Annotated in this window: 23 protein-coding genes; 11 read left to right on the top strand and 12 right to left on the bottom strand. The window is 70.0% G+C overall.

Annotation, left to right across the window (positions count from 1 at the left end; genetic code table 11):
• Positions 1 to 249: 249 nt before the first annotated feature.
• The 3 genes from ACWDNU_RS20500 to ACWDNU_RS20490 all read right to left on the bottom strand — a co-directional run bounded on the left by ACWDNU_RS20500 (position 250) and on the right by ACWDNU_RS20490 (position 3,224).
• A complete protein-coding gene (locus ACWDNU_RS20500; RefSeq protein ID WP_449670058.1) occupies positions 250 to 1,422 on the bottom strand; it encodes an acetoin utilization protein AcuC in 1,173 nt (390 codons plus the stop codon).
• A 104-nt stretch (positions 1,423 to 1,526) separates the two neighbouring features.
• Complete coding sequence (locus ACWDNU_RS20495) at positions 1,527 to 2,312, bottom strand: DJ-1/PfpI family protein (protein WP_449670057.1); 786 nt, start codon at positions 2,310 to 2,312, stop codon at positions 1,527 to 1,529.
• A gap of 72 nt (positions 2,313 to 2,384) precedes the next feature.
• Positions 2,385 to 3,224, bottom strand: coding sequence for a sulfurtransferase (locus tag ACWDNU_RS20490; RefSeq protein WP_449670056.1), 840 nt, complete (start codon positions 3,222 to 3,224; stop codon positions 2,385 to 2,387).
• 109 nt (positions 3,225 to 3,333) lie between these two features.
• Here ACWDNU_RS20490 and ACWDNU_RS20485 point away from each other — a divergent pair, with 109 nt between their 5' ends.
• The 3 genes from ACWDNU_RS20485 (at position 3,334) to galE (ending at position 6,308) form a co-directional block, all read left to right on the top strand.
• Entirely contained in the window at positions 3,334 to 4,056 is a 723-nt protein-coding gene (locus ACWDNU_RS20485) for a metal-dependent transcriptional regulator (protein ID WP_449670055.1), read from the top strand.
• The gene (gene galK / locus ACWDNU_RS20480; RefSeq protein WP_449670054.1) at positions 4,053 to 5,237 is read left to right on the top strand and encodes a galactokinase; all 1,185 of its coding nucleotides are present in this window, start codon (positions 4,053 to 4,055) and stop codon (positions 5,235 to 5,237) included. Before ACWDNU_RS20485 ends, galK begins: the two co-directional genes overlap by 4 nt.
• Before the next feature lie 90 nt (positions 5,238 to 5,327).
• The gene (galE, locus tag ACWDNU_RS20475; RefSeq protein WP_449670053.1) at positions 5,328 to 6,308 is read left to right on the top strand and encodes a UDP-glucose 4-epimerase GalE; all 981 of its coding nucleotides are present in this window, start codon (positions 5,328 to 5,330) and stop codon (positions 6,306 to 6,308) included.
• Positions 6,309 to 6,589: 281 nt separating this feature from the next.
• Here the strand turns inward: galE and ACWDNU_RS20470 are convergent, their stop codons facing one another.
• Complete coding sequence (locus ACWDNU_RS20470; protein WP_449670052.1) at positions 6,590 to 7,684, bottom strand: DUF4192 domain-containing protein; 1,095 nt, start codon at positions 7,682 to 7,684, stop codon at positions 6,590 to 6,592.
• Between the two features lie 203 nt (positions 7,685 to 7,887).
• The gene (locus tag ACWDNU_RS20465) at positions 7,888 to 8,739 is read right to left on the bottom strand and encodes a M23 family metallopeptidase (protein ID WP_449670051.1); all 852 of its coding nucleotides are present in this window, start codon (positions 8,737 to 8,739) and stop codon (positions 7,888 to 7,890) included.
• Between the two features lie 90 nt (positions 8,740 to 8,829).
• Here ACWDNU_RS20465 and ACWDNU_RS20460 point away from each other — a divergent pair, with 90 nt between their 5' ends.
• Entirely contained in the window at positions 8,830 to 9,966 is a 1,137-nt protein-coding gene (locus ACWDNU_RS20460; RefSeq protein ID WP_449670050.1) for a sensor histidine kinase, read from the top strand.
• The gene (locus ACWDNU_RS20455) at positions 9,963 to 10,604 is read left to right on the top strand and encodes a response regulator (RefSeq protein ID WP_377872677.1); all 642 of its coding nucleotides are present in this window, start codon (positions 9,963 to 9,965) and stop codon (positions 10,602 to 10,604) included. The genes ACWDNU_RS20460 and ACWDNU_RS20455 overlap by 4 nt, the downstream gene beginning before the upstream one ends.
• On the opposite strand, the gene ACWDNU_RS20450 is transcribed toward ACWDNU_RS20455, so the two are convergent.
• Positions 10,580 to 12,310: a Xaa-Pro dipeptidyl-peptidase gene (locus tag ACWDNU_RS20450; protein ID WP_449670049.1), complete on the bottom strand. Its 1,731-nt coding sequence runs from the start codon at positions 12,308 to 12,310 to the stop codon at positions 10,580 to 10,582. The genes ACWDNU_RS20455 and ACWDNU_RS20450 overlap by 25 nt on opposite strands.
• A 124-nt stretch (positions 12,311 to 12,434) precedes the next feature.
• Between ACWDNU_RS20450 and ACWDNU_RS20445 the strand changes: the two genes are divergently transcribed.
• A complete protein-coding gene (locus ACWDNU_RS20445) occupies positions 12,435 to 13,955 on the top strand; it encodes a DUF4139 domain-containing protein (RefSeq protein ID WP_449670048.1) in 1,521 nt (506 codons plus the stop codon).
• Positions 13,956 to 13,959: 4 nt separating this feature from the next.
• On the opposite strand, the gene ACWDNU_RS20440 is transcribed toward ACWDNU_RS20445, so the two are convergent.
• On the bottom strand, positions 13,960 to 14,391 hold the full coding sequence (locus tag ACWDNU_RS20440; RefSeq protein WP_370939069.1) for a CBS domain-containing protein: 432 nt from the start codon (positions 14,389 to 14,391) through the stop codon (positions 13,960 to 13,962).
• Positions 14,392 to 14,480: 89 nt separating this feature from the next.
• Positions 14,481 to 15,899, bottom strand: coding sequence for a MocR-like pyridoxine biosynthesis transcription factor PdxR (gene pdxR / locus ACWDNU_RS20435; RefSeq protein ID WP_449670047.1), 1,419 nt, complete (start codon positions 15,897 to 15,899; stop codon positions 14,481 to 14,483).
• Positions 15,900 to 15,980: 81 nt separating this feature from the next.
• On the opposite strand from pdxR, the gene ACWDNU_RS20430 reads away from it, so the two are divergent.
• Positions 15,981 to 16,559, top strand: a complete 579-nt coding sequence (locus tag ACWDNU_RS20430) for a TIGR03086 family metal-binding protein (protein WP_449670046.1) — start codon at positions 15,981 to 15,983, stop codon at positions 16,557 to 16,559.
• Here ACWDNU_RS20430 and ACWDNU_RS20425 read toward each other — a convergent pair.
• Positions 16,552 to 17,457, bottom strand: a complete 906-nt coding sequence (locus ACWDNU_RS20425) for a neutral zinc metallopeptidase (RefSeq protein WP_370939072.1) — start codon at positions 17,455 to 17,457, stop codon at positions 16,552 to 16,554. The genes ACWDNU_RS20430 and ACWDNU_RS20425 overlap by 8 nt on opposite strands.
• A gap of 107 nt (positions 17,458 to 17,564) precedes the next feature.
• On the opposite strand from ACWDNU_RS20425, the gene ACWDNU_RS20420 reads away from it, so the two are divergent.
• On the top strand, positions 17,565 to 19,574 hold the full coding sequence (locus ACWDNU_RS20420) for a prolyl oligopeptidase family serine peptidase (protein ID WP_449670045.1): 2,010 nt from the start codon (positions 17,565 to 17,567) through the stop codon (positions 19,572 to 19,574).
• Here ACWDNU_RS20420 and ACWDNU_RS20415 read toward each other — a convergent pair.
• Genes ACWDNU_RS20415 through ACWDNU_RS20405 form a run of 3 tightly spaced genes read right to left on the bottom strand, consistent with a single transcriptional unit; the run spans position 19,571 to position 21,527 of the window.
• Complete coding sequence (locus ACWDNU_RS20415; protein WP_449670044.1) at positions 19,571 to 20,158, bottom strand: hypothetical protein; 588 nt, start codon at positions 20,156 to 20,158, stop codon at positions 19,571 to 19,573. The two genes, ACWDNU_RS20420 and ACWDNU_RS20415, sit on opposite strands and share 4 nt — an antisense overlap.
• A gap of 53 nt (positions 20,159 to 20,211) precedes the next feature.
• Positions 20,212 to 20,700: a hypothetical protein gene (locus ACWDNU_RS20410; RefSeq protein WP_449670043.1), complete on the bottom strand. Its 489-nt coding sequence runs from the start codon at positions 20,698 to 20,700 to the stop codon at positions 20,212 to 20,214.
• 5 nt (positions 20,701 to 20,705) lie between these two features.
• Entirely contained in the window at positions 20,706 to 21,527 is an 822-nt protein-coding gene (locus ACWDNU_RS20405; protein WP_449670042.1) for a S1 family peptidase, read from the bottom strand.
• 132 nt (positions 21,528 to 21,659) lie between these two features.
• On the opposite strand from ACWDNU_RS20405, the gene ACWDNU_RS20400 reads away from it, so the two are divergent.
• The 3 genes from ACWDNU_RS20400 to ACWDNU_RS20390 are packed head-to-tail and all read left to right on the top strand — an operon-like array spanning position 21,660 to position 23,148.
• The gene (locus tag ACWDNU_RS20400; protein WP_449670041.1) at positions 21,660 to 22,217 is read left to right on the top strand and encodes a TetR/AcrR family transcriptional regulator; all 558 of its coding nucleotides are present in this window, start codon (positions 21,660 to 21,662) and stop codon (positions 22,215 to 22,217) included.
• Positions 22,218 to 22,222: 5 nt separating this feature from the next.
• Positions 22,223 to 22,753 carry a DUF4865 family protein gene (locus ACWDNU_RS20395; RefSeq protein WP_449670040.1) on the top strand — a complete coding sequence of 177 codons (531 nt, stop codon included), beginning with the start codon at positions 22,223 to 22,225 and terminating at the stop codon, positions 22,751 to 22,753.
• 11 nt (positions 22,754 to 22,764) lie between these two features.
• Positions 22,765 to 23,148, top strand: a complete 384-nt coding sequence (locus ACWDNU_RS20390) for a tautomerase family protein (RefSeq protein ID WP_449670039.1) — start codon at positions 22,765 to 22,767, stop codon at positions 23,146 to 23,148.

Here is a 23,148-nt window from a genome sequence, read left to right as displayed (position 1 = left end):
TCGCCCCGGGTTCTCCAGCTGGCGCAAGCCGTTCCGAGGCCGCGCGTCCGCCAGCCGCCGGGTTCGCGGTCGAAGCCCCGCCGGAGGCACCCGGCACGCCGCTCCGCGCGGGTCCGCCCGGTGCGCCGCCCTCGCTGTGCTTGGCGGCGGCCGATCCGAGCGTTCCGGTGCCTTCGGGATTCCGCGCTCCTGGCCCGGGCGTCGTGCGGTGCGCGCCGGAGCCGGGATGGCGAGGCTGGTCGGGCATGGTCAGTCCCTCGGATCGTCCGGGTCGAGGCCGTGCAGCGGGAAGATCGCGCGGCGGGTGTCGCGGATCGCGATGTCCACCGGGTCGTCCGCGTCGTCGCCCCACGGTTTGAAGGCGGTGTCCTTGCCGTCGGTCATCGCGGCGGGGAGGTCGGCCGCCGGAGCCGCGCGCGTGACCGTCGAGACCCAGCCGGGCGGCAGCGGCGTTTCCGGCGGGACATCGCGGTCCAGCACGGTCGCCATCAGGTGCGTCCACGAGCGCGGCACCACGCGGATCAGCTGGTATCCCCCGCCGCCGACGGCCAGCCAGCGGCCGTTCGCATAGCGTTCGGCGAGGTCGCGCAGGGTGGAGTAGATGGTGCGGTGGCCGTCGACCGACAGGGACATGTCCGCCATCGGGTCTTCCTCGTGCGAGTCGACCCCGCACTGCGTGACGAGCAGCTGCGGCTGGAACTCTTGCAGCACAGCGGGAACGACCGCGTCGAACGCCCGCAGCCACCCGGGGTCCCGCGTGTGCGGCGGCAGCGGGATGTTCACCGCCGTGCCGGATGCCTTGCCCTTGCCGACCTCGGCGGAGTAGCCGGTGCCGGGCCAGAGCGTGAACGGGTGCTGGTGCATCGAAACGGTGAGGACGCGCGGGTCGTCGTAAAACGCGGCCTGGACGCCGTCGCCGTGGTGCACGTCGGTGTCGACGTACGCGATGCGGTCGAAGCCGTGGTCGAGCAGCCACGAGATGGCGATCGCGCAGTCGTTGTAGATGCAGAACCCGGAGGCGTGATCGCGCATCGCGTGGTGCAGCCCGCCCGCGATGTTGACTGCCCGCCGCACCTCGCCGTCGGCGATCTTGCGGGCGGCGAGCAGCGTCGAGCCCACGACCAGCGCGGTCGCGTCGTGCATCCCGGGGAACACGGGGTTGTCGTCGGTCCCGAGCCCGTGCCCGACGTCCCAGCTGACGTCCGGAGCCTCCCGCACCGCGGCCAAGTACTCGGGCGCGTGCACGCGCAGCAGCTCCTCGTCGCCGGCCGCGGTGGGCACGAGCAGTTCGACCCCGTCGAGCACGCCCAGCTCAGCGGCGAGCCGCACGGTGAGGTCGAGCCGGACGGGGTTGAACGGATGGTGCCCGCCCAGGTCGTACTTCAGCAGCGACGGATCCCAGACAACTGCAGGCGACGACATGCCCCGCACTGTACTTCCCCGCCGCGCCCCGAGCCGGGTTCCGCAACAGGCCAGAACCCACCCACGCGCCCCTTCAGCCGCCGGATTCCGCGGCGGGGCGAAACTCAGCCGCGCGTCCAGACGACGCCGCGCGCCTCGTACTCCAGCATCTCCTCCAGCCCGGCCGCCGCGTCGGCGCCGAGTTCCCGTTTGACCAGCCACAAGGCCAGGTCCAGCCCGCTCGTGATGCCGCCCGAGGTGACCACGTCGCCGTCGTCGACCACGCGGGCTTTCTTGACCACGCCTCCCTGCTGGACAAGCGTCTCGACCGCGCCGTGGTGCGTCGTGCACGGACGTCCGCGCACCAGTCCGGCCGCGCCGAGCAGAAGCGTGCCCGTGCAGAGCGACGCCAGAGTCAGCCCCTTGCGCGGCGCGGCGGCGAGCGCGTCCGGCAGCACCCGGCGGTCGATCTCCGCCCAGATGCCCGGACCCTTCCGCTTCCCGTAACCGCCGCCGGGCACGACGATGATGTCAGCGTCCTGCGGGGACCAGCCGCGCTCGACCTCCACCTTCGTCCCGTACGAAGCGCGCACGAAGCCCGGCCCGTCCACGCGCACGTATGAAACGTCCGTGCCGCGCTTCGCGTGCATGCCCGCCGCGGAGAACACCTCGTACGGACCGGCGAAGTCCTGCTCCTCGACGCCGTCGAACAACACGACCTGCACCCGCAACGGCCGCCGCCCGACCGCGGCCTCAGTCGCCGCCGCCCCGGTCGCTGCTCCGGTCGATGCAGCCTCGGTCCCTGCAGCAGCCCCAGCCGCCGCAGCAGCAGTCGGTACCGCCGCGGCGGACGTCGCCGCCATCGCCGCTCCGGCCGCCGCCGACCCGCGCAGGAATGTCCTTCGCTCCATGAACGCCGCCTCTCGCCTGGAAAAGCCTTCCGGACGAGAAGTCGGCCCGCGGCACCGAAAGTTCCGGCGAATTCAGCCGCGTTCGGGGCCGGTGGCCGCCGGACGTTCCGGATCCCGCGACCAGTGCGACCACGACCCCGCATACAGCGCCGCGGGCTCCGCACGCCCGGCTACCTCCAGCGCGAGCACCACCGAGGACGCGGTCACGCCCGAACCGCAGTAAGCGCCGACCGGAACGCCCTCGGCCAAACCCAGCGACGCGAACCGCTCGGCAAGCTCGGACGGCGACTTCCAGCGCCCGTCCGCACCCGCGTGCTCGGACGGCGGCGCGCTCACCGCACCCGGGATGTGCCCGGCGCGCGGGTCGACCGGCTCGGTCTCGCCTGTGTAGCGGACGTGCGCCCGCGCGTCGAACAGCACGCCTTCGCGCGCGAGCGCCGCCGCGTCGTCCGCCGACAGGACCGGCATGCCGCCCGGCTTGACCTCGATGTCGCCCGGCTCCGGCGACGACGCCTCGGCCGTCACTTCCCGCCCCTCGGCCAGCCACGCTGTGTAACCGCCGTCGAGCACCGCGACCTCCGGATGGCCGGCCCAGCGCAGCAGCCACCAGGCCCGCGCGGCGACCGAGCCGTCGGCGTCGTCGTACACGACCACCGGACGCCCGTCCCGAACGCCCGCTTTGCGCAGCTCACGCTGCAGCACGGCGGGGTCGGGCAGCGGGTGTCGGCCGCCGTCTCCTGGCGGCGAGGCCAGCGCCGTGTCGAGGTCGACGAACACCGCCCCGGGCACGTGTCCCTCCTGGTAGGACTCCGCTCCGGGCGGTCCGCCGAGCCGCCAGCGGACGTCCAGCACGACGGGACGCTCGCGATCGGGGAACGCGGCGAGCTCAGCGGGCGAGATCAACGGTCGCATGGCCCCATCCTGCAGGTCCGGACGCGGTTCGCGCATCAGGGCAGGACTTTTCGGCGGGGCCGCGCCGTTACGCCGAGGCGGGCCGTCGCTGTCGGGGCCAACGACTACGATGAGCTACGCGGACGAAGGGGACAGCGTGAACGATCTCATCGACACCACCGAGATGTACCTGCGTACCATCTACGAGCTCGAAGAGGAAGGTGTCGTCCCGCTGCGGGCCCGGATCGCGGAGCGGCTGCAGCAGAGCGGGCCCACCGTGAGCCAGACCGTGGCCAGGATGGAGCGCGACGGGCTGGTCGTCGTCGCCGACGACCGGCATCTGCAGCTCACCGACCACGGCCACGACCTCGCCGTCGCGGTCATGCGCAAGCACCGGCTCGCCGAACGCCTCCTCGTCGACGTGATCGGCCTCGAGTGGGAGCACGTGCACAACGAGGCGTGCCGCTGGGAGCACGTGATGAGCGAGGCCGTCGAGCGCAAGCTGGTGAAGCTGCTCGACCACCCGACCACGTCGCCCTACGGCAACCCGATCCCCGGCCTGGACAAGCTCGGCGACGGCGATCCCGCGCCGCGCGCCGAGGACGGCCTGGTGCGCCTCGACGAGTACGCCCGCACCGGCGGCGGCGAGGTGGAGATCCGCCGCATCGCCGAGCACGTGCAGCTCGACGAGTCGCTGCTCACCGAGCTGCGGACGGTCGGGATCGTGCCCGGCGGGCTCGTCACGGTCGGCAGGGCTTCCGGCGGCAGCGCGACCGTCGAGGTCAAGGGCACCGAGACCACGGCGCAGGTGTCCACCGCGGCGCTGCACGCCGTGCTGGCGCTCGCCAAGTGACCCCGGCGACCGACGCGGCGCGCGCGTTCCGGGAGGTCCACGGGCGAGCCCCGGCAGGCGTGTGGTCCGCGCCGGGCCGGGTGAACCTGATCGGCGAGCACACCGACTACAACGACGGTTTTGTGCTGCCCTTCGCGCTCCCGCACCGGCTCGCCGCGGCCGCTTCCCCGCGCCAGGACGGCAAGCTCCAGGTCGCCACCCTCGGCGACGACGGGCAGCTGCAGCACTCCGGCCCGCACGACATCGCCGCGCTCGAACCGGGTTCGGTGCCCGGATGGGCCGCGTATCCCGCCGGGGTGGCGTGGGTGCTGCGCGACCAGGGTTTTGCCGACGGAGCGGACCTGGTCATCGCCGGCGACGTGCCTTCCGGGGCCGGGCTTTCCTCCTCTCACGCGCTGGAATGCGCGGTTTCGCTGGCGTTGCTGGGCGTGGCCGGGGTGGAACTCGAAGACGGCGGAGCGAACACTCCCGCGCGTCCGGAGATCGCGCGCTGGGTGCAGCGGTCGGAAAACGACTTCGTCGGCGCGCCCACCGGGCTGCTCGACCAGACGGCGTCGCTGTGCTGCGAGGACTCGCGGGTGCTGTTCCTCGACGTCCGCTCGGGCGAGATGGAGCAGGTGCCGTTCCCGCTCGGCGAGGCCGGGCTCCGGGTGCTGATCATGGACACCCGCACCAAGCATTCCCACACCGACGGCGGCTACGGCGCGCGGCGGCGCGGCACCGAGCGCGCGGCGGAACTGCTCGGCGTGAAGGCGCTGCGCGACGTCGCGCTCGACGGCCTCGACGAAGCCCTCGCGCGACTGCCCGAGGACCTGGTTCCGCTGGTGCGCCATGTGGTCACCGAGAATCAGCGGGTGCTCGACGTGGTCGCATTGCTGCGCGAGAAGAAGCTCGCCGAAATCGGACCGTACCTCGACGCCTCGCACGTGAGCATGCGCGACGACTACCGCATCTCGACGCCCGAACTCGACCTCGCGGTCGACTCGGCCCGGTCGGCCGGCGCGCTGGGCGCGCGGATGACCGGCGGCGGGTTCGGCGGCTCGGCGATCGCGCTGGTCCGCGACGAGGATCTGGACGGAGTGCGCACCGCGGTCGAAACCGCCTGCGAGCAGGCCGGGTTCCGCCGCCCGCGGATGTTCACCGCGGTGCCGTCGCGCGGCGCGGGCCGCGACGAGGCCTGATTTCCGGAGCAACCCCCGGAGGGTCCGACACGTCGCTCTGAGGGGAGACTGTGCCGCAGAGTCGCCACCCCTCAGCAGAAAGGCCTTGACGTGACGGACCAGCAAAGCCCCCTGAAGCTCATCGTGACGGGCGGCGCGGGGTACGTGGGCAGCGTGTGCGCCGCCCGCCTCATCGAAGCGGGTCACCAGGTCACCGTGGTGGACGACCTGTCGACCGGGCACGCGGACGCGGTGCACCCGCAGGCGCGTTTCGTCGAGGGCGACGCCGCCGAGGTCGCCGCTGACATTCTCGGCGAGGGTTTCGACGGCGTGCTGCACTTCGCCGCGAAGTCGCTGGTGGGCGAGTCGATGGCCGACCCGGCGAAGTACTGGGAAGGCAACGTGGTGACCTCGCTGCGACTGCTGGAGGCGATGAAGAAGCACGGCACGCCGCGCCTGGTGTTCTCCTCGACCGCGGCGACCTACGGCGAGCCCGACGTGTCGCCGATCCCGGAAACGGCCCCGACGCAGCCGACCAACACCTACGGCGCCTCGAAGCTCGCCATCGACCACGCGATCACCAGCTTCGCCCGCGCCCACGGCATCGCCGCGGTCAGCCTGCGGTACTTCAACGTGGCCGGTGCCTACGGCGCGTTCGGCGAACGGCACACCACCGAAACCCATCTCATTCCTCTCGTTCTCCAGGTCGCGACCGGCGACCGCGAACACATCTCCATCTACGGCGACGACTACCCGACGCCCGACAAAACGGCCGTCCGCGACTACATCCACGTGGTCGACCTCGCCGACGCCCACCTCCTCGCCCTGCGCCACGCCGCCGCCGGCGAGCACCGCATCTACAACCTCGGCAGCGGCACCGGCTTCTCGGTGCTGGAGGTCGTTGAGGCCTGCCGCCGGGTGACCGGGCACGCGATCCCCGCCGTGGTGGCCCCGCGCCGCGCGGGCGACCCGTCGGTGCTGGTGGCGTCGAGCGACAAGGCCAACGGCGAACTCGGCTGGACGCCCAAGCTGACCGACCTCGACGGGATCGTGACGGACGCTTGGCAGTTCACCCAGTCGCGTCTTTCCTGACGACGGTTCCCGCCCGCCGGCGGCAGGCTGCGGGCGATATTTGCTTCGGGTCTGGCGGTTTGGGGCGGGGATTCAGGCGGATCCTCGCCCCGCTCCGTTGCGGGGGCCTTGATCGGGGAACCGCTCGGTGCGCCTAGCCGGGCGCTGAAAGTCCACTGAGGACTCACGGTGCGCCGTCAGCGCAGGCCACGGACGGAACCTCGTTCCACCGTCTCGGCGATGAACCGTTTCGCGAGGGCGCAACTCTGCTCCCCGCCGGCCCGCCGCGCGGTCAGCCCCGTTCATCGCATCCCCCTCGGCGGCCCCGGCTCGGCAGCACTCCCCGGTTCCGAAGGCGGAGACAACCCGAGATCCACCGCCGTACTGAGGTCGGCGAGGCCGATCAGTTTCGCCGGGTCCGTGCCGATATTCCAGGCAGCCTGCAGCAACTCCGCCACCATATGGCTAGGATCGGCCTCGACAGCGTTCGCCAATGCCATCCCGGCCAACGCGCCTTCCCCACGCATCAAAGCGGTGTACCCGAGACAGAGCGCAGCCTCGGCGCGATGCGGCGGAGGCAATTCGCGGACGAGCGTCAGCCACACCTCCTCAGCCTCCCGGGTCAGCGGCGTATGCGGCGGGACCGCAAGGGCCATGCACGCGTCACGGATGGGGGTGAACATCAGTGCGTGAGCCAGCCGAACGGCCTGGTCGTCGTCGGGCGGGCCAGCACCTCTGCGCTGGCGGAGGAACGCGTCGCGGAGTTCGGTCGCCGCAGCGTCCAAGACATCACTTTGCGACATTCCGGGGCTGTACAACGGTTCCGGGGACGACGCCAGCAGTTCGGCGCGACGAGCGATCGCGTCCGGGGAACGCGGTTCCAGCAAGGCGGCTAGCTCTTCACGGCTGCGAAAGACGACGAAACCCGCCTCCGTAGTCGCGGCGGCGATGACCGTTTCCTGCGGATCGGGCACAACGCCGCTGCAGTCCGGATCCAGATAGCACGACCAAGGCGCACCGGGTTCGATCTCGGCGGCCCACAGTGCGTGGAACAGGCGGAGGTTATTTCGAGTCAGGACCCGCCGAAGCTCGGCTAGGAATTCCCTATGGGGTGGACCGCTTTCGTCAGGCAAGCCGCCGACAAGGACAACGGTGACGCCGTTGTGCTCGTGGTCGGCGAAGCGCGGGATCAGCGCTTCCGCTTGCTCTGCCTGGAATTCTCGCGGCGGAAGGTCGGCGCGCAGCATCAGGCCGATCGTGGTTCCGGGGAGGCGATGGCCCAGCAGCACAAGGGAATCAGCGGGACGGAAGCCGAGCAGGTACGGGAGGGAAGCGATGAGGTCGGCCGGATTGCGGAGGGTGGCCCGGGAGATGCCGGGCGGCGTCGAGGTGGTCACGCCTCCACTGTGCGCCGGAAAAGCGCGAGTCAAGGCCAGCGCGGCAAATCTGTGGACGACGGCAGGCCGTTGTGGACAACCGCGTCACCGGCGAAGAGGACCAGCGGAAATTGTCGGTGGTGTGTGCATCAACAAAACTGTCCACAATAGACAAATGCTGCCGGAGCCAGCGAAAGGCTCCGGCAGCACTGGTCACAACACACTCAGCCGCAGTGTTCGAACGGGCTTTCGTACGACGAAGAGCCGACCGAACCGCCCCACTTGACGCACGTCGAACCGGCGGTCTTCTTCACCGGACCCGCGTAGTAGGTGAAGTTCCCCGAGTCCGTAGCCCTGGTCGAGCCCTGCACCTCCAGGAACGCCGAAGCCGCACTGGCGGTCCCCAGCGAAACCGCCTTCAGGGTCGTCACGCAGTTCTCTTTGGAGGACGAGTTGTACAGCAGGTACGCGGTGCCCGCCGTCCCCAGCGCCTGCTGGTCGATCACCGAGAAGCCCGACCCGCACACCTGCGTCGCCGAGTACGGGTTGCCGCCGCAGCCGTTCTTGCTCGTGAAGTCCTTCTTGCCGTAGTATGGCACCGCGACGCCGTTCAGCACGGCCTTCTGCGTCACGCCGTTCAAGTTCTCTTCGAAGTGCAGGTGCGGTCCGGTCACCCCGCCGGTCGCGCCCGCCTTGCCGATCTCCTTGCCCTGCCCGACGCTCTGGCCCACCGAGACTTCCTGCTCGGACAGGTGCGCGTACCGGGTCCGCCAGCCGCCGCCGTGGTCCAGTTCGATCCAGCGGCCGTAGCTGGTGCTGCCCTCGTTCGCGACGCGCGTGACCGTCCCGGGCGCGGCCGCGAGCACCGGCATGCCGGTGATGCCGGACTTCTGGAAGTCGACCGAGTTGGCCGGGTTGTGGCCGCTGAAGGTCGCCGCGGTGACCGTGACGCCGCACTTGAACGGCACCTGGAAGTTGGGGGCCGCGGACGCCGCCGACTGGGCGGCGAGCGTCAGGCCGCACGCGGGCAAGGCCACCGCGGCCGCGACCGCCGCGAACCGTCTCAATCTGGACATGGGGCGTACCTCCTGGTGGGGGAAATGTCCGAGCACCTCCAGCCAAGCCCGAGCCAGTACATTTTCCGTACAAGACGACAGGGAGGGCCCATGGGCACACCGGCGGCCTCGCTCGCCAACGCCCGGCGGCGGTTCGAGGGCGCCGACTGGGTGCGCTGGGGCGTGCTCGCCGTGCCGCCTCTGTTCGCGATCCCGAACGCGCGGCCGTGGGCGTGGCCGCTGATCGGGCTGGTCCTCGTGCTGTCCGTCCCGGCGCTCTGGCTCACCCGCGAGTCGAAACCGCGCTGGCTGATGCCCGTGACCATGATCGCCGTGGTCGCGGCGGCGGGAGCGCTCTGGATCATCCAGCCGAGCAGCTGGACCTCGACGACGATGTTCGGCGCGGTCTTCTACACCCTGCGCGTGAGCAGCCGGATCGCGGCGGCGGTCGCCCTCGCCGTGGCTTCGGCGGCGATCCTCGTCTGGTCGATCGCCTACGACCTCGATTGGCTGAACGCGGTCGCCCTCTTCGCGATCCTCGTCGTGATGGTGCTGCTCGCCATCAACCGCCGGGGTCGCGCGGAACGGCTGGAGCAGACCGAACTCGCGCTCGCCCGCGCCCAGACCGCCAGCGAGGAACACGCCCGCGCCGCCGCGCTCGCCGAACGCGCGCGCATCGCCCGCGAACTGCACGACGTCCTCGCGCACTCCCTCGCCGGTCTCGCGCTCAACCTTCAGGGCGCGCGCCTGATGCTGGTCCGCGACGGTGCGAGCGAAGAGTCTCTCGCGCAGATAGAACGCGCGCAGAAGCTGGCGACAGACGGTCTCGCCGAAGCGCGCAAGGCGGTCGCCGCGCTGCGCGAAGACGCCGTACCCGTGGAACGCTCGGTCTCAGACCTGCTAGCCGCGTACAGGCTCGACACCGGCTCTCGCGCCGACCTCGTGATCGAAGGCGAACCACGCGAGCTAGACGCAGCTGTCGGCACCACGCTCGTACGCGCCGTACAGGAGGCCCTCGCGAACTCGCGCAAACACGCGGGCGGTCCCGCCGTCGACGTCACGGTGGCCTTCAACAAAGACGAAGTCGACTTAACGATCATCGACCACCAAGGCCGCCGTCCGCCGGAGCCGCCGTCGCCGGGATACGGTTTGCGTGGCATGGGCGAACGGGTCGCACTGTTGAACGGGAAGCTCGAATGCGGCCCTGGGGAGGACGGATGGCGGATTCAGCTCACAGTGCCGGCGTGACGCTTCGCGTGGTGCTGGCCGACGACCAGGCAGTGGTGCGCGAAGGGCTCGTAACGCTCCTAGGGCTCCTGCCGGGCGTCGAGGTCGTAGGCGCGGCGGCAGACGGCGTACAGGCTCTCGAACTTGTCGCCGAGCACCAGCCAGACGTACTGCTCGTTGACCTGCGCATGCCGAACCGCGACGGCGTCGAGACGACCGAACTGGTCCGCGCGCAGCATCCGAAGACCGAAGTAGTCGTCCTCACCACGTACGCCGACGACGATTCCCTGCTCGCCGCGCTCAAAGCAGGTGCCCGCGGCTTCCTCACGAAGGACGCCGACGCCGACGCGATCGTCCGCGCGCTCCGTTCCGCGGCCGCCGGTCAGTCCACTGTGGACGGCGCGCTCCAGCAACGGCTGGTAGCGGCCGCGACAAGCCGCTCCCCCGTGCGCACGAAAGAACTCGAAGGCCTTACCGCGCGCGAAGTCGAGGTGTTGCGGCTGATCGCGGCCGGCCTGTCGAACACGGAGATCGCGCGCACCCTCGTGGTCAGCGAGGCGACGGTGAAGACGCACGTCAATCACCTGTTCTCCAAGGCGGGCCTGCGCGACCGCGCCCAAGCCGTCGCGTTCGCCTACCGCGCCGGGATCGCCGAGTAGAACGCCTGCTTCCCGCCGACGATCGGCAGCGTCACCGTCGTCCCGGTCAGGTCAAGCGACAGCCCGGTGCCCGGCTCCGGCCGCAGCGTGAAGTCGTGGTCGCTGGACGCCAGCACGAACTCCAGCCGATGCCCCGCGGCCACGATGTAGTCCTTCGGCATCAGCGAAACCTCGATGCGGTACCGCTGTCCGGGCGTGATCGGCGACGTGACCGACGGGCTGACGCGGTTCTGCGGATCCGTCCAGCCCCGGCTGATCACGTGGGAAGTGCCGTCCGGCGCACGGTCCAGCAGCACCGCGGTGACGTTCGCGGCAGGGCGGTCGAACGACAGCCGCAGGTCAGCTTTCGCGGTTCCGGACAGCCGGACCGGCTCCGTGACCGCGGAAGTGCGGTAGCGCAAGCGGTTCCCGGACGACGCCGCGTCGGCGAGCTGTTCGATCTTCTTGCTCGCGTCGTCGGCCAGCGTTTCGACGGTCGGACGGCCGGGCACCGGCTGCCGGTCGAGCGTCCCGGTCGAACGTCCGCCCGGCCACGGGTGCAGCTCGACGTCCGAGGTGCCTGGCGCGGGCCATTCGGCCTCGTCGACCCACGACTTGTCCTCGCGCTGGATCGTCGCCTTCGGCTCGCGCTCGATGCCGTTGTCGATGCCGTAGAGGTAGTGCGACATCCACTTGTTCAGCGTCGTGAGCCAGACGTCGCGGCGCAGCGAAATCGGGTCCGCGTGGCCGGACTGGTGCAGCCAGATCTTGTGGTCGACGCCGTGCTTCTTCAGCGCTTCGTACCAGGTCGCGACCTGCTCGGTCTTCACGTTCCAGTCGTTCAGCCCGTGCACCGCGAGCACCGACGCGTGCACCTTCCCGACGTCGTCGCGGTAGTTCCGCACGTCCCAGAACTGGCTGTAATCCCCGGTCAGCCGGTCCTGATCGGCGGTGAGGCCGTCGAGCACCGGACGGCAGACCTGCCGGTCAGCGCGCGAATAGACGTAGCCGGCGAGCACGTCCGTGTCCTCGCCCTGGTAACCGCCGGGAGCGACGACCGCGCCGGCATTCCGGTAGTAGCCGTACCAGCTAGAAATGGCGGCGATCGGCACGATTGTCTCGAGCCCTTCGACACCGGTGCTCGCCACCGCGTTGGGCAGCGTGCCGTTGTACGACACGCCCATCATGCCGGTCTTCCCCGTGCTCCAGGTCGCCGCGACGGGCGCTCCGGCCTTGTCGTGCGCTTCGGCGCGACCGTTCAGCCAGTCGACCACTGAACGCGCGCCGATCGTCTCGTTCACGTCGCCGGTCGTCGGACAGCCGGTGGACAGCCCGGTGCCGAGGGATTCGCCGTACACGACAGCGAATCCGCGCGCGGCGAAGTAGTTCTGGTAGCTCCACCCGATCGGTGCCGCGACGTGCGGACCCGGCACGTACAGCTCGGTGTCGACGTCGTGGTTCGGCACGTCGTTGCCGCCCGCGAAGTACGGGCTCGCCTCGTACACGACAGGCACCTTCATGCCCAGCTCCGTGGCGCGCGGACGCACCACTTGCGCGTGTACGAGGTCAGGCTTGCCGTCATGGTCACTGTCGACCGGCGCGGTGACCCAGACGTCTTCGCGGATGACGTCAGCCGGATCGAAGACCGGTTGTGCTTGACCATCGGTGAAAACCGGCCCTGTCGGCGAAGCCGCTTCAGCGACCGCGGGCACGGACAACGTGGCCACTGCGACGAAAACGGCAGCGACTCGAGCGGCAACTCCCACCAGGACCCCCAAGCTGGACGAAGCAGGCGAGCAAGTTGAGAGTTCCGTCAACCGCAAGTCGCGTCAACCGACTAACGTCGGAGCCATGGACGCACCGATAGTCACGGTTACGGTCTATCCGCAGAACGCGCGCGTCACCCGTCGCTGTCAAGTCACTCCGGCTGACGGGTCCCGCGTAGAGATCACGGGTCTCCCCCTGTCGCTCGACGCTGCTTCGGTGCGCGTGAGCGGCGCGGGCGACGCCTTGGTCACTGGCGTCGACGTCGCGTACGCGCAGCACGCCGCGCCTGCTGACCCGACGCTGCGCGCGCTCGTGGAGCAGCGACGCGCGGACCAAGCGGCTGTCGACGAGGTCGCGGACGACGAGAGCGCTGCTGCGGCACGCGTCGACCTGTTGACCGGCGTCTCGCGACGCAGCGGAGCAAGCTTCGCGAAGGCGTTGGCCGGAGGCGACGCAGAACCTGGGCGTGTCCAGGAAGTGAGCGAAGCGCTCAGCACGCAGTTAGCGGTCGCGCTCAAGGAACGTCGCGCGCTCGCCACGAGGCTGGAACGGCTGCGCGAAGACCTCGCCGCGTTAGACCGGCAGATCGAAACTCGCAGCGCACAGTCCGAACAGGACAGTTCGACGATCACCGTGGAACTGGAATCCCCTGCCACCGCCGAAATCGAACTGTCCTATGTGGTCCCCGGCGCGCGCTGGGAACCCGGCTACGACGTCCGCGTACGCGGCACCGACGTCACGGTCACCTCGTACGGACTCGTCAGCCAGCACACCGGCGAGGACTGGCCGGAATGCGAGCTGACGCTGTCTACGGCCCGCCCGGCGAACACCGTCGTGATCCCGGAACTCCAGCCCTGGTACCTGGATCGGCAACAGCCCGAGCGACGGTCGATGGTGCCGCCCGCGCCCGCAGCGATGGCGTACGGCGGCGCAGCACCGGCCGGTCGAGACGGCTTCGCCGCGCACCTCTCCGCAGTGGAACAAGGCACCACCGCGGTCACCTACCGCCCGGCGCGCCCGGTCGGAATCCCGTCCGGCGCACAAGGTCACCGGACGACGCTCGCGCAGCTAGACCTGACAGCCGAACTCGACTACGTGACCGCACCGACGCAGGCAGCGGAGGCCTACCTGCGCGCGAAGGTGGTCAACACCGCCGAGCACACGCTTCGCGCCGGTCGCGCCGCGGTGTTCCACGAGGCCGAATTCGTCGGCAGCACGCAGCTGGAGCTGTGGGCTCCCGGCGAGGAACTCGAACTCGCGCTGGGCGTCGACGACCGGATCCGCGTCGAACGCGAACTGGTCAAGCGCAGTGCCAGCAAGGCGACGTTCTCCACGCAACGCCGCCGCGAAGCCGACTACCTGACGACCGTGACCAACCACAGCCCGCGCGAAGCCGTGGTGGCCGTGCTCGACCAGGCCCCGGTCTCCCGGGACGACTCGATCACGGTGCGGGACCTGCGGCTGAGTCCGGAGCCGGTCGAGCGCACCGAACTGGGCCAGTTCACCTGGCGGCTCACGATCGCGCCCGGGGCGTCCGCGACGGTCTCGCTCGGCTACCGGGTGGACGTCGCGAAGGGCGTCGAACTCAGCGGCTGGCGCGAGTGACGCGTCAGCCCTGGGAGATGTAGGCCTCCAGCTGTTCCTGGCTCTGCTCCAGCTGCTCCATCCGGATCTTCACCACGTCGCCGATGCTCACGATCCCGGCGAGGCGCCCGCCGTCGAGCACCGGCACGTGCCGGATCCGCCGTTCGGTCATCACCACGCTGAGCTGGTCCACCGGATCGTCCGGGGTGCAGCTGGCGACCATGGTGGTCATGATGTCCGCGACCGGCCCTTGCAGGACCGAAGGCCCGTGGTCGTTGAGCTTGCGCACGACGTCGCGTTCGGACACGATCCCGGCGATCCCGCCTTCGGCGTCCACCACGACCATCGCGCCGACGTTGTGCCGGGCGAGCCCCGCCAGCAGCTCGGCGACCGTCGTCCCCGGCGACACTGTGGCGACCGTCGCGCCCTTGCGCTGAAGCACATCCGCAATCCGCATGGCGATGCCCTCTCCTCGGTGAGTCGGGTCACATCAGGTTAGGGCCCCGCTGCCGTGTGCGAAAGTCCAGCGGGATGCGTCCGTTCGTGCTAATGCGCTCCTCCGTCGAACACCCGGCGCAACCGGGCGAGCCCGGGTCCGATCTGATCGGTGGCGATCGCGCCGTAGCCGAACAGCAGCCCGTGCCGCCGCGCCGCCACGGAGAAATCGCCGAGCGAGAACAGCCGGACGCCCGCCCCGGTCGCCTTCCGCGCGAAGCCGCGCAGGTCCCGGTCCGCCGACGCGCTCAGGTGCAGACCGGCCGACGCGGGCACCGGCTCCAGGACGTCGCCGAACTCGGCCCGCAGACCGTCCACGAGCAAGTCGTGGCGGGCGCGGTAGATGCCGCGCATCCGGCGGACGTGCCGGGCGAACCCGCCCTCGGCGATGAACGCCGCGACCACCGCCTGCTCGATTCCCGGGGAATGCCAGTCGGCGAGGTATTTCGCCTTCACGATCGCTTCAGCGAGAGCGGGCGGCGCGGCGAGAAAACCCAGCCGCAGCGCGGGCGACAGGACCTTCGAGAACGAGCCGACGTAGACCACCCGGCCGTGAGAATCCAAGCTGTGCAACGGTTCCAGCGGACGTCCGGAGTAGCGGAACTCGGTGTCGTAATCGTCCTCGACCACCACTGCCCCGTTGTCCTCAGCCCAATCCAGCAACGCTCGCCGGCGAGACGGCGACATCGCGACACCGAGCGGGTACTGGTGCGACGGCGTCACGTGCACCAGACGAGTGCCGGGCGGAATCGCGTCGACCACGATGCCCTCGTCGTCCACCGGAACCGGCGCGACGCGGACTCCGAGCGTGCCGAGCAGCAGGCGCGGCGGCGGATAACCGGGATCCTCGACCGCAGCCAGATCGCCGGGCCGCAACAGGACGCGGGCGACGAGGTCGATTGTCTGCTGCGCGCCCGAAGTGATCACGAGATGTTCGGGGCGCACGCGAACGTTCCGGGACACCGCGAGGTGCCGCGAGAGTTCGGTACGCAGCCGGGGATCGCCTTGCGGTTCGCCGTAAGTCATCAGCTCCGCGCGGGTACTGCGCAACGACTGGGTCATCAGGCGACGCCAGGTGTCGAACGGAAACAGCCGCACATCCGGGACTCCGGCGCGGAAATCGAACTCCGGCGGGTCCGTGAACGCCCGAGGCGGCGCGGGCACGTCTGTCCACTCTGGACGCGGCTGGACGCCCTCGGCGAGCCCGGCCGGTTCGACAGGACGCGGCGCGGCGCCGGCCCGCACATAAGTACCGGCTCCGACCCGGCCGGTGAGGAATCCTTCCGCGGTGAGGCGTTCGTACGCCGCGGTGACGGTGGTGCGCGAAACGGCCAGCTGGTGCGCCAGCTCCCGGGTCGGCGGCAGCGCGTCGCCGTCGCGGAGCCGCCCGTCGAGCACCGCTTCGCGGATCTGTCGGTAGATCTCGTCGCGGTGGCCGCGGGTGCCGGACAGGTCCAGGTGCAGGTCCACTCGTCCAGCCTAGATTGGTCCACCGCAGTTAGCTCTTCTTTGGCTCTCTTCCTGGACCGATCCGCCGGTTAGCGTGAGCCCATGACCACGTTCGACCTCGACCGGCAGTCCCTCCTCGTCCTCGACCCGATCGTCGCGAAGACCACCGCGGCGGACCTCGACCGGTCCACGCCGTGCGCCGGCTGGACGCTCGCCGATCTGCTCCGCCACCAAGTCAGCGAAAACCGCGCCTTCGCCGAAGCAGCGCGCAACGGCTCCGCGAAGGACTGGGACAGCGGTCAGCTCGGCGAAGACCCGTACGCCGCGTACGCAGCTTCGGTGACCGACTATCTCGCCGCGTACGGCGAAGCCGACGTCGCGGAACGCCAGATCGCCATCAACACCTTCGGCACCTTCCCCGGCACAGTCGCGATCGCGATGCACCTCGTCGACACCGTCGCGCACGGCTGGGACCTAGCCAAGACCCTCGACGTCGCCTACGACCCGGTGCCGGAAGCGGTGCACGCCGCCCTGCAATTCGCGCTGATGATCCCGACTGACCCGAAGGAACGCGTCGAGCGCGGAACCTTCGCGCCGGTAGTGCCGGTCAGCACCGACGAAAGCGAACTGGACCAGTTCCTCGGGTTGCTGGGCCGCGACCCGGAATGGCGGGTCAGCTGACCTTGTCCGCCGAAGCCGACCAGGTGTCGCAGGCGGACGGGCCGGCTCCGGTGTAGCCCGCCTTCGCCCAGGCCAGCTGGTTCGCGCGGGTGCCGTGGTCACCGCTGTCGTCGGCTCGGCCGTAGTCGGCGACAGCGGCGTTCGCGGTGGCCCGGCTGATCGACCCGTGGTCCGCCGCGGCGTTGAGGAACAGCGCGCCGAAGCAGTTGGCCTGCAGCTCGATCCGGCGCACGACGGCCTTGTCCGCGTCGCTGGTCGGCTCCGGCGAACCCATCTCCGCGCTCGCCGCGTCGAGGATGCCGCTCTCGCGCTGGACGTGGTGGCCGTACTCGTGCGCGAGCGTCGCCAGGTGCCGGGCCCGGCTCAGCCCGGCGTCCGACAGCATCCAGTCGGTGGGCGCGTAGATCGTGGCGTCGCCGCCGCAGTAGTACGCGACCGCTTCGTCCCTGGACGGCGCGTTGCCGCAAGCGCTGGTCTTCGGCAGCGTGACCGACACCTTGACCGGCAGGTTCGGCTCGTCCGCTTTGTCCAGCGCGGGCTGCCACGCCTGTTTCAGGCAGCCGACCAGCGCGGTGTAGAAGGTCTTGAGCTGCTCCGCGTCGCGGCTCAGATCCGGCAGATCGCACGACACCCGGCCGAGCGCGACGCCCTCGGCCAGCAACGGATTGCCGCTGAGCTTGCGCACCGGTTTGGCGTCCTGGCGGTCCGGCATCGCGTCGGCGTCCGGGGCCGCGATCGCGTGCCCGGACACCTCGTGCGGCACGACGGCCATGAGCGCGAGCGTGGCCGCGACGATCGCCACCGCGGCGACGGCGCCCAGCGCTTTGCCCGCTTTTCGGCGCGGCGGCGGTGGCTGCGGTCCTGCGGGAGGCCACGGGCCCCCGGCGTAATACGTCATTCCTCCCCCTCCCGGCCAGCATACGGAGACCGCGAGCCGCCCTGGATCACGAAACGGGAACGCCGGGCTCCTGGCCTGATCCGCGACCGGCAGCGAGACTGGACGTTATGACTGTCGAAGATCCGTACCTGTGGCTGGAAGACGTGACGGGCGACGAGGCGCTCGAATGGGTCCGTTCGCGCAACGCGGAGACGCTGGACGTGCTCACCGCGAGCGAGAGGTTCGGGCAGCTGCGGGACTCGATCCGCGAGGTGCTCGACGCGGGCGGCCGGATCCCGTACGTCGCGCGCCGGGGGACGCACTACTACAACTTCTGGCAGGACGCCGAACACCCGCGCGGGCTGTGGCGGCGCACCACGCTGGAGCAGTACCGCACGGAGGAACCGGACTGGGAGATTCTGCTCGACGTCGACGCGCTCGCCGCGGCCGAGGACGAGAACTGGGTCTGGAAGGGCGCCGCGGTGCTGCGCCCCGGGCACCGGCTCGGCCTGGTCCAGCTGTCGCGCGGCGGCGCGGACGCGACCGTCGTCCGCGAGTTCGACCTCGACGCGCACGAGTTCGTGGCGGACGGCTACACCCTGCCCGAGGCGAAGCACCGGATCGGGTGGATCGACGCCGACCGGGTGTACGTCGGAACCGACTTCGGCCCGGGCTCGCTGACCACGTCGGGCTATCCGCGGCTGGTGAAGGAATGGCGGCGCGGCACCCCGATCGAGGACGCGGTGCTGGTCGCCGAGGGCAAGCCGGACGATGTCGCGGTGATGGGCGTCCACGACCCGACCGAGGGTTTCGAACGCGATTTCGTGCGCCGTGCGATCGACTTCTACCGCACCGAGTATTTCGAGCGGACCCCGTCCGGACTGGCCAAACTGGACCTGCCCGAGGACGTCGAGGTGTCCACGCACCGCGAATGGCTGCTCGTGCACCCGCGCAGCGCGTGGACCGTCGGCGGCGCCGAGCATCCTGCGGGCACGCTGCTCGCGATCAGCTACGACGCGTTCAAGTCGGGCGACCGCGACTTCATCGCGCTGTTCACCCCGGACGCGCACACGTCGCTGGACTACTACGCGTGGACCCGCAACCATCTCCTGCTCGCGACTCTGCACGACGTCAAGTCGGAGCTGCGCGTGCTGACGCCGGGCCCGGACGGCTGGGCCGAGGCGGAATTGGGCGGTGCGCCGGAATTCGGCAGCGCGCAGATCGTGGACACCGAACCGGACGTCGATGACGAATACCTGGTGGATTCCTCCAGCTACGTCCAGCCGTCCACGCTCACCCGCGGCGTCGTCGGCGGCGACGTCGAGGTGCTCAAGCAGGCTCCGGAGTTCTTCGACGCGACCGGGATGGAGGTCAGCCAGTACTTCGCGACGTCGGACGACGGCACGAAGATCCCGTACTTCGTGGTCCGCCCGCCGGGCGCGGAGAACGGCCCCACGCTGCTGTACGGCTACGGCGGTTTCGAGGTTTCGCTGACTCCGTCGTACGGCGGCGTGGTCGGCCGGTCCTGGCTGTCGCGCGGCGGCACGTACGTGGTCGCGAACATCCGCGGCGGCGGCGAGTACGGCCCGGAATGGCACATGCAGGCGGTGAAGGAGAATCGGTACAAGGCGTACGAGGACTTCGCCGCGGTCGCGCGCGATCTCGTCGCACGGGGCATCACGACGAAGGAACGGCTCGGCATCCAGGGCGGCAGCAACGGCGGGCTGCTGATGGGCGTCATGCTCACCCGCTACCCGGAGCTGTTCGGCGCGATCGTGTGCCAGGTGCCGTTGCTCGACATGAAGCGCTACCACCTGTTGCCGGCCGGGGCCTCGTGGATGGCCGAATGGGGCGACCCGGACGTCCCGGAAGAGTGGGAGTACATCTCGAAATACTCGCCGTACCACAACGTTTCGGCGGACGTCGGCTATCCGCCGATCCTCTTCGTCACCTCGACGCGCGACGACCGCGTGCACCCCGGGCACGCGCGCAAGATGGTCGCCCGGATGCGCGAGCAGGGCCACGACGTGGAGTACTTCGAGAACATCGAAGGCGGCCACGGAGCGGCCGCGGACAACGAACAGCTCGCGTTCCGTTCGGCGGTCGCGTACGAATTCCTCTGGTCGAAGCTTTCCTAGACCAGTCCCCGGGGCCGCGCCCGCACGCGCGGCCCCGGGCGTACCGACGGTCCTCTGTGGACATCCGCGAGCGCTCGCTCGAATTGAGCCCAGGCGTCGGTGACGAACGCGAGCCACGGCGTGCCGAGCCGCCGCAACGCCCGCCCGTGGCCGACTAGTACGCCGCCGGTTTCCAGAATCGCCCTGGCTCGCCATCCTGCGCTCGCGGTGATTCTTTGCCGCCGCAACCGATCCACGTGACAGCCGAGCCGCCGTTCCAACCCGGCGAACACGCGAGCGGCGACCTCCGTGGTGACCCGGTCGCGGGTGCCGTCCCGCAACGCGCGGTAGTAGCCGAGCGCGAGAACGTCGGCGATCAGCTGACTCATCACGTCGCTTTTCCCCGGCTGGCTCGCGGTTTCGAGCAATCGGGCGACCAGCCGCCGGTCTTCCGCAGTCAGTTCGTCCGGCTGGTGCTGGAACCGCCGGACGCTGCGCGCCACCACCGGATCCAGCCGCACCCCGCTCCCCCACGCCGGCTGCGGCCGGACCTTCCGCCGCCGCGCCTCCGCCTCGAACCCCGAACTCCACTCCACGGCGGTCATGCTGCCGCGTGGATGTGCCGTTGCGGCGGGGAGGTTGTGGAGATTCGGTGGAGCTACGGGACGAACAACCCCACGGCGGCCCAGTGGAACACTTTCGGGTCGCCTAAACCGGATTCGGTGAGCCATCGGGCCGCCTGACGGGCAGCGTCCTCGCTCTCGATCAGCCCGTGCCGTCCAGGCACGATGCCGGTGGCGGCCCGGACGTCGTCGACCAGGCCGCCGAGGCAGCGCCAGGTGTGCCAGAGTCCCTCGTCGTAACCGACCAGCTCGAAGCCGAGCAACTCGCCGGACGTGCTCGCACCTTCCGCGATCCGCCCGCCGACGACGCTGGTCTCGCGATCCCAGCCGTCCGCGATGATTTCGCGGACGATCGGCCCGGCTTCGTCCGGCCTGAAGCCCACCTCGAGCACGTGAAGCCCGGTCTGCCGAGCGAAGGCGAGATCGCGGAACCAGTCGTCGTGCACCTCCGCGACGCACTCGCTGATCGACACGAATTCGCTGGTCCGCCGCACGGCGCGGTAGCCCGCCGAAACGAGAGTCACGACCGCTAGTTTCCTCCCCGGTCAGCCCAGACCGTCCGCCGGATCCAGTCGGCGTACGCGGGCACGCTGCTGTACAGCCCCGGCCCGCCCGCACAAGCCGACCGCGCGGTGCCCGGCCCCGAAGTCACCCCGATCAGTTCCCAGCGTCCGCCAGCTCCACGTCGGATCTGCGGACCGCCGGAGTCGCCGATGCACGCCATCGCTTCCGGCCTCGGGCTAACCGTGCACAACCGCGTCCGACCCGCATAGCCCGGGCCGCATTCGGACTCCGCGCCGCGCCGGACGTCCAGTTCCTGCAACCGTTCCGGGAACCTTGCTTTGGCTGCGTCGTTCGTGTCCACGGTGGTGCCGAACCCGAGCAGCCGCGTCGGCGTCCCGGGCACACCTGGCCTCGACGCCAGCCGGATCGGACTCTCGGCAACCGGACGGTCCAGCTTGATCAACGCGACGTCGTTGCGGTTGAAGGGAATGCTCTCGCTCTGCAGCGCGTAACCCGGATGCGTGATCACCTGCGCGATCCGCCGGACAGTCCCGCCGGAATGCTGCCGCTCGCTGCCGATCCGGACGGTGCCGTCCGGAGTCACGAGGTTCGCATCCACACAGTGCCCCGCGGTCAGCACCCACTGCGGATCGATCAGCGAGGCACCGCACACGCCGCGGTCGCCGGTCTGGCTGACTGTCTCCGGTATGGACGCCATGAACGAGTAGCGCTGCGACGAATCACCGCCCTTCACGATCGCCTCGGCAGTGCCGGTCGAGAACAAGGCGGTGCACACCGCGGCGGCCATCGTCACGGCGACCGCCCGGCGGCCAGCAGACTTGGTCACGGAGAAGTCCTTTCGTTCGCTTCCCGGTCAGCCTGCCCGGCCAAGATCATCCGGACCATGCGGTCAGCCGGTCTCTCCGCGGTAGGGCCTGCCCCCATTGTTTCTGTACCTACTAGTATGTACGCTGAGGTCATGTCCACCAGAGACCAGCTCATCGCGAGCACCCAGGACCTGTTGTGGGAGCGGGGGTACGTCGGCACCAGCCCGAAGGCGATCCAGCAACGCGCCGGGGCCGGGCAGGGCAGCATGTACCACCACTTCACCGGCAAGGCCGACCTGGCGCTCGCCGCGATCCGGCAGAACGCCGACGATCTGCGCTCCTCCGCCGAGGCCGCGTTCGCCCAGGGCACGACCGCGGTCGAACGTGTCTCCGCCTACCTGCTGCGCGAACGAGACGTCCTGCGCGGCTGCCCGGTCGGCCGGCTGGCGCTGGATCCCGAGATCGTCACGAACCCGGAATTGCGTGCGCCGCTTGAAGAAACGTTCGACTGGCTGCGCGGCCGTCTCGCCGAAGTACTCGCCGAGGGCATCGCGAACGGCGAACTGCCGAGTGATCTCGACCCAGCCGCGACGGCAACCACGCTGGTCGCGGTGCTGCAAGGCGGGTACGTCCTCGCCCGATCATCCGGGACGGTCGAGCCGTTCGACCAAGCAATCCGCGGAGCACTCGCCCTTCTCGGCCGACGGTGACGCCGATGTACGCGATGCAGTACGAGATCGACCTGCCCGCCGGATACGACATCGAACACCGAGTCGCCACGCGAGGCCATCGCACCGATGCCTTTCCCGGACTGGGGTTGAAGGCGTATCTGGTGCGCGACAACCAGTACTCGCCTTTCTATTTGTGGGCCGACACCGCCGGAATGAGCCAATTCCTCTGGGGCGGCGGCGGATTCGACGGCATAGTCCGGGATTTCGGCCGCCCGCCAGTGCAGCATTGGACCGGCGCTCGCTGCCTGTCTGGTCCGGCGCGCGCGACCGCCCCAAGCTTCGCGACCAAACGCATGCGCCCGCTGCCATCGGGGTTCGCTGCGATCGAACGCGAGCTCGACGAACTCGCGCACCTGTCCCAAAACCCGGCCGTGCACACCACCGCGCTGGCCATCGACCCGCACCGCTGGGAAGCCGTGCGCTTCACCCTCTGGACCACCGCCCCGAACGAGGACACCGACGTCCGCTACCGGGTTCTTCACCTGTCCCAGCCGAATCTCGACCAGCTGAGCTGAAAGGTCCTCCCATGCCGCTCGTCCGCATCGACGTGCTGTCCGAACCCAACGCCGACCGCCTCCCCGCCATCGGCGAAGCCGTGCACCAGGCGATGACCGAAACCATCGACGTCCCCGTCGACGACCGGTTCCAGATCCTGAACAGCCACGCCGCCGACCGCCTGCGCTACGACCCGGACTACTTCGGCGTCCACCGCGACGACGACATCGTGTACATCGCCATCACCTTGCGCGCCGGGCGCACGAACGAGCAGAAAACCGCACTGTACCGACGAGCGACGGAACTCATCGCCGAGTCGACGGGGATCGAGCCGAGGAATGTGTTCTTCAGCTTGACGGAAAACCATGAGGTGGACTGGTCGTTCGGCGAAGGGGTCGCACAGATGCTGCCTTGA

This window comes from Amycolatopsis sp. NPDC003676 (assembly GCF_053587275.1).
The sequence above is the reverse complement of the archived record's forward strand: the minus strand, read 5'-3'. Positions and strand labels throughout refer to the sequence as shown.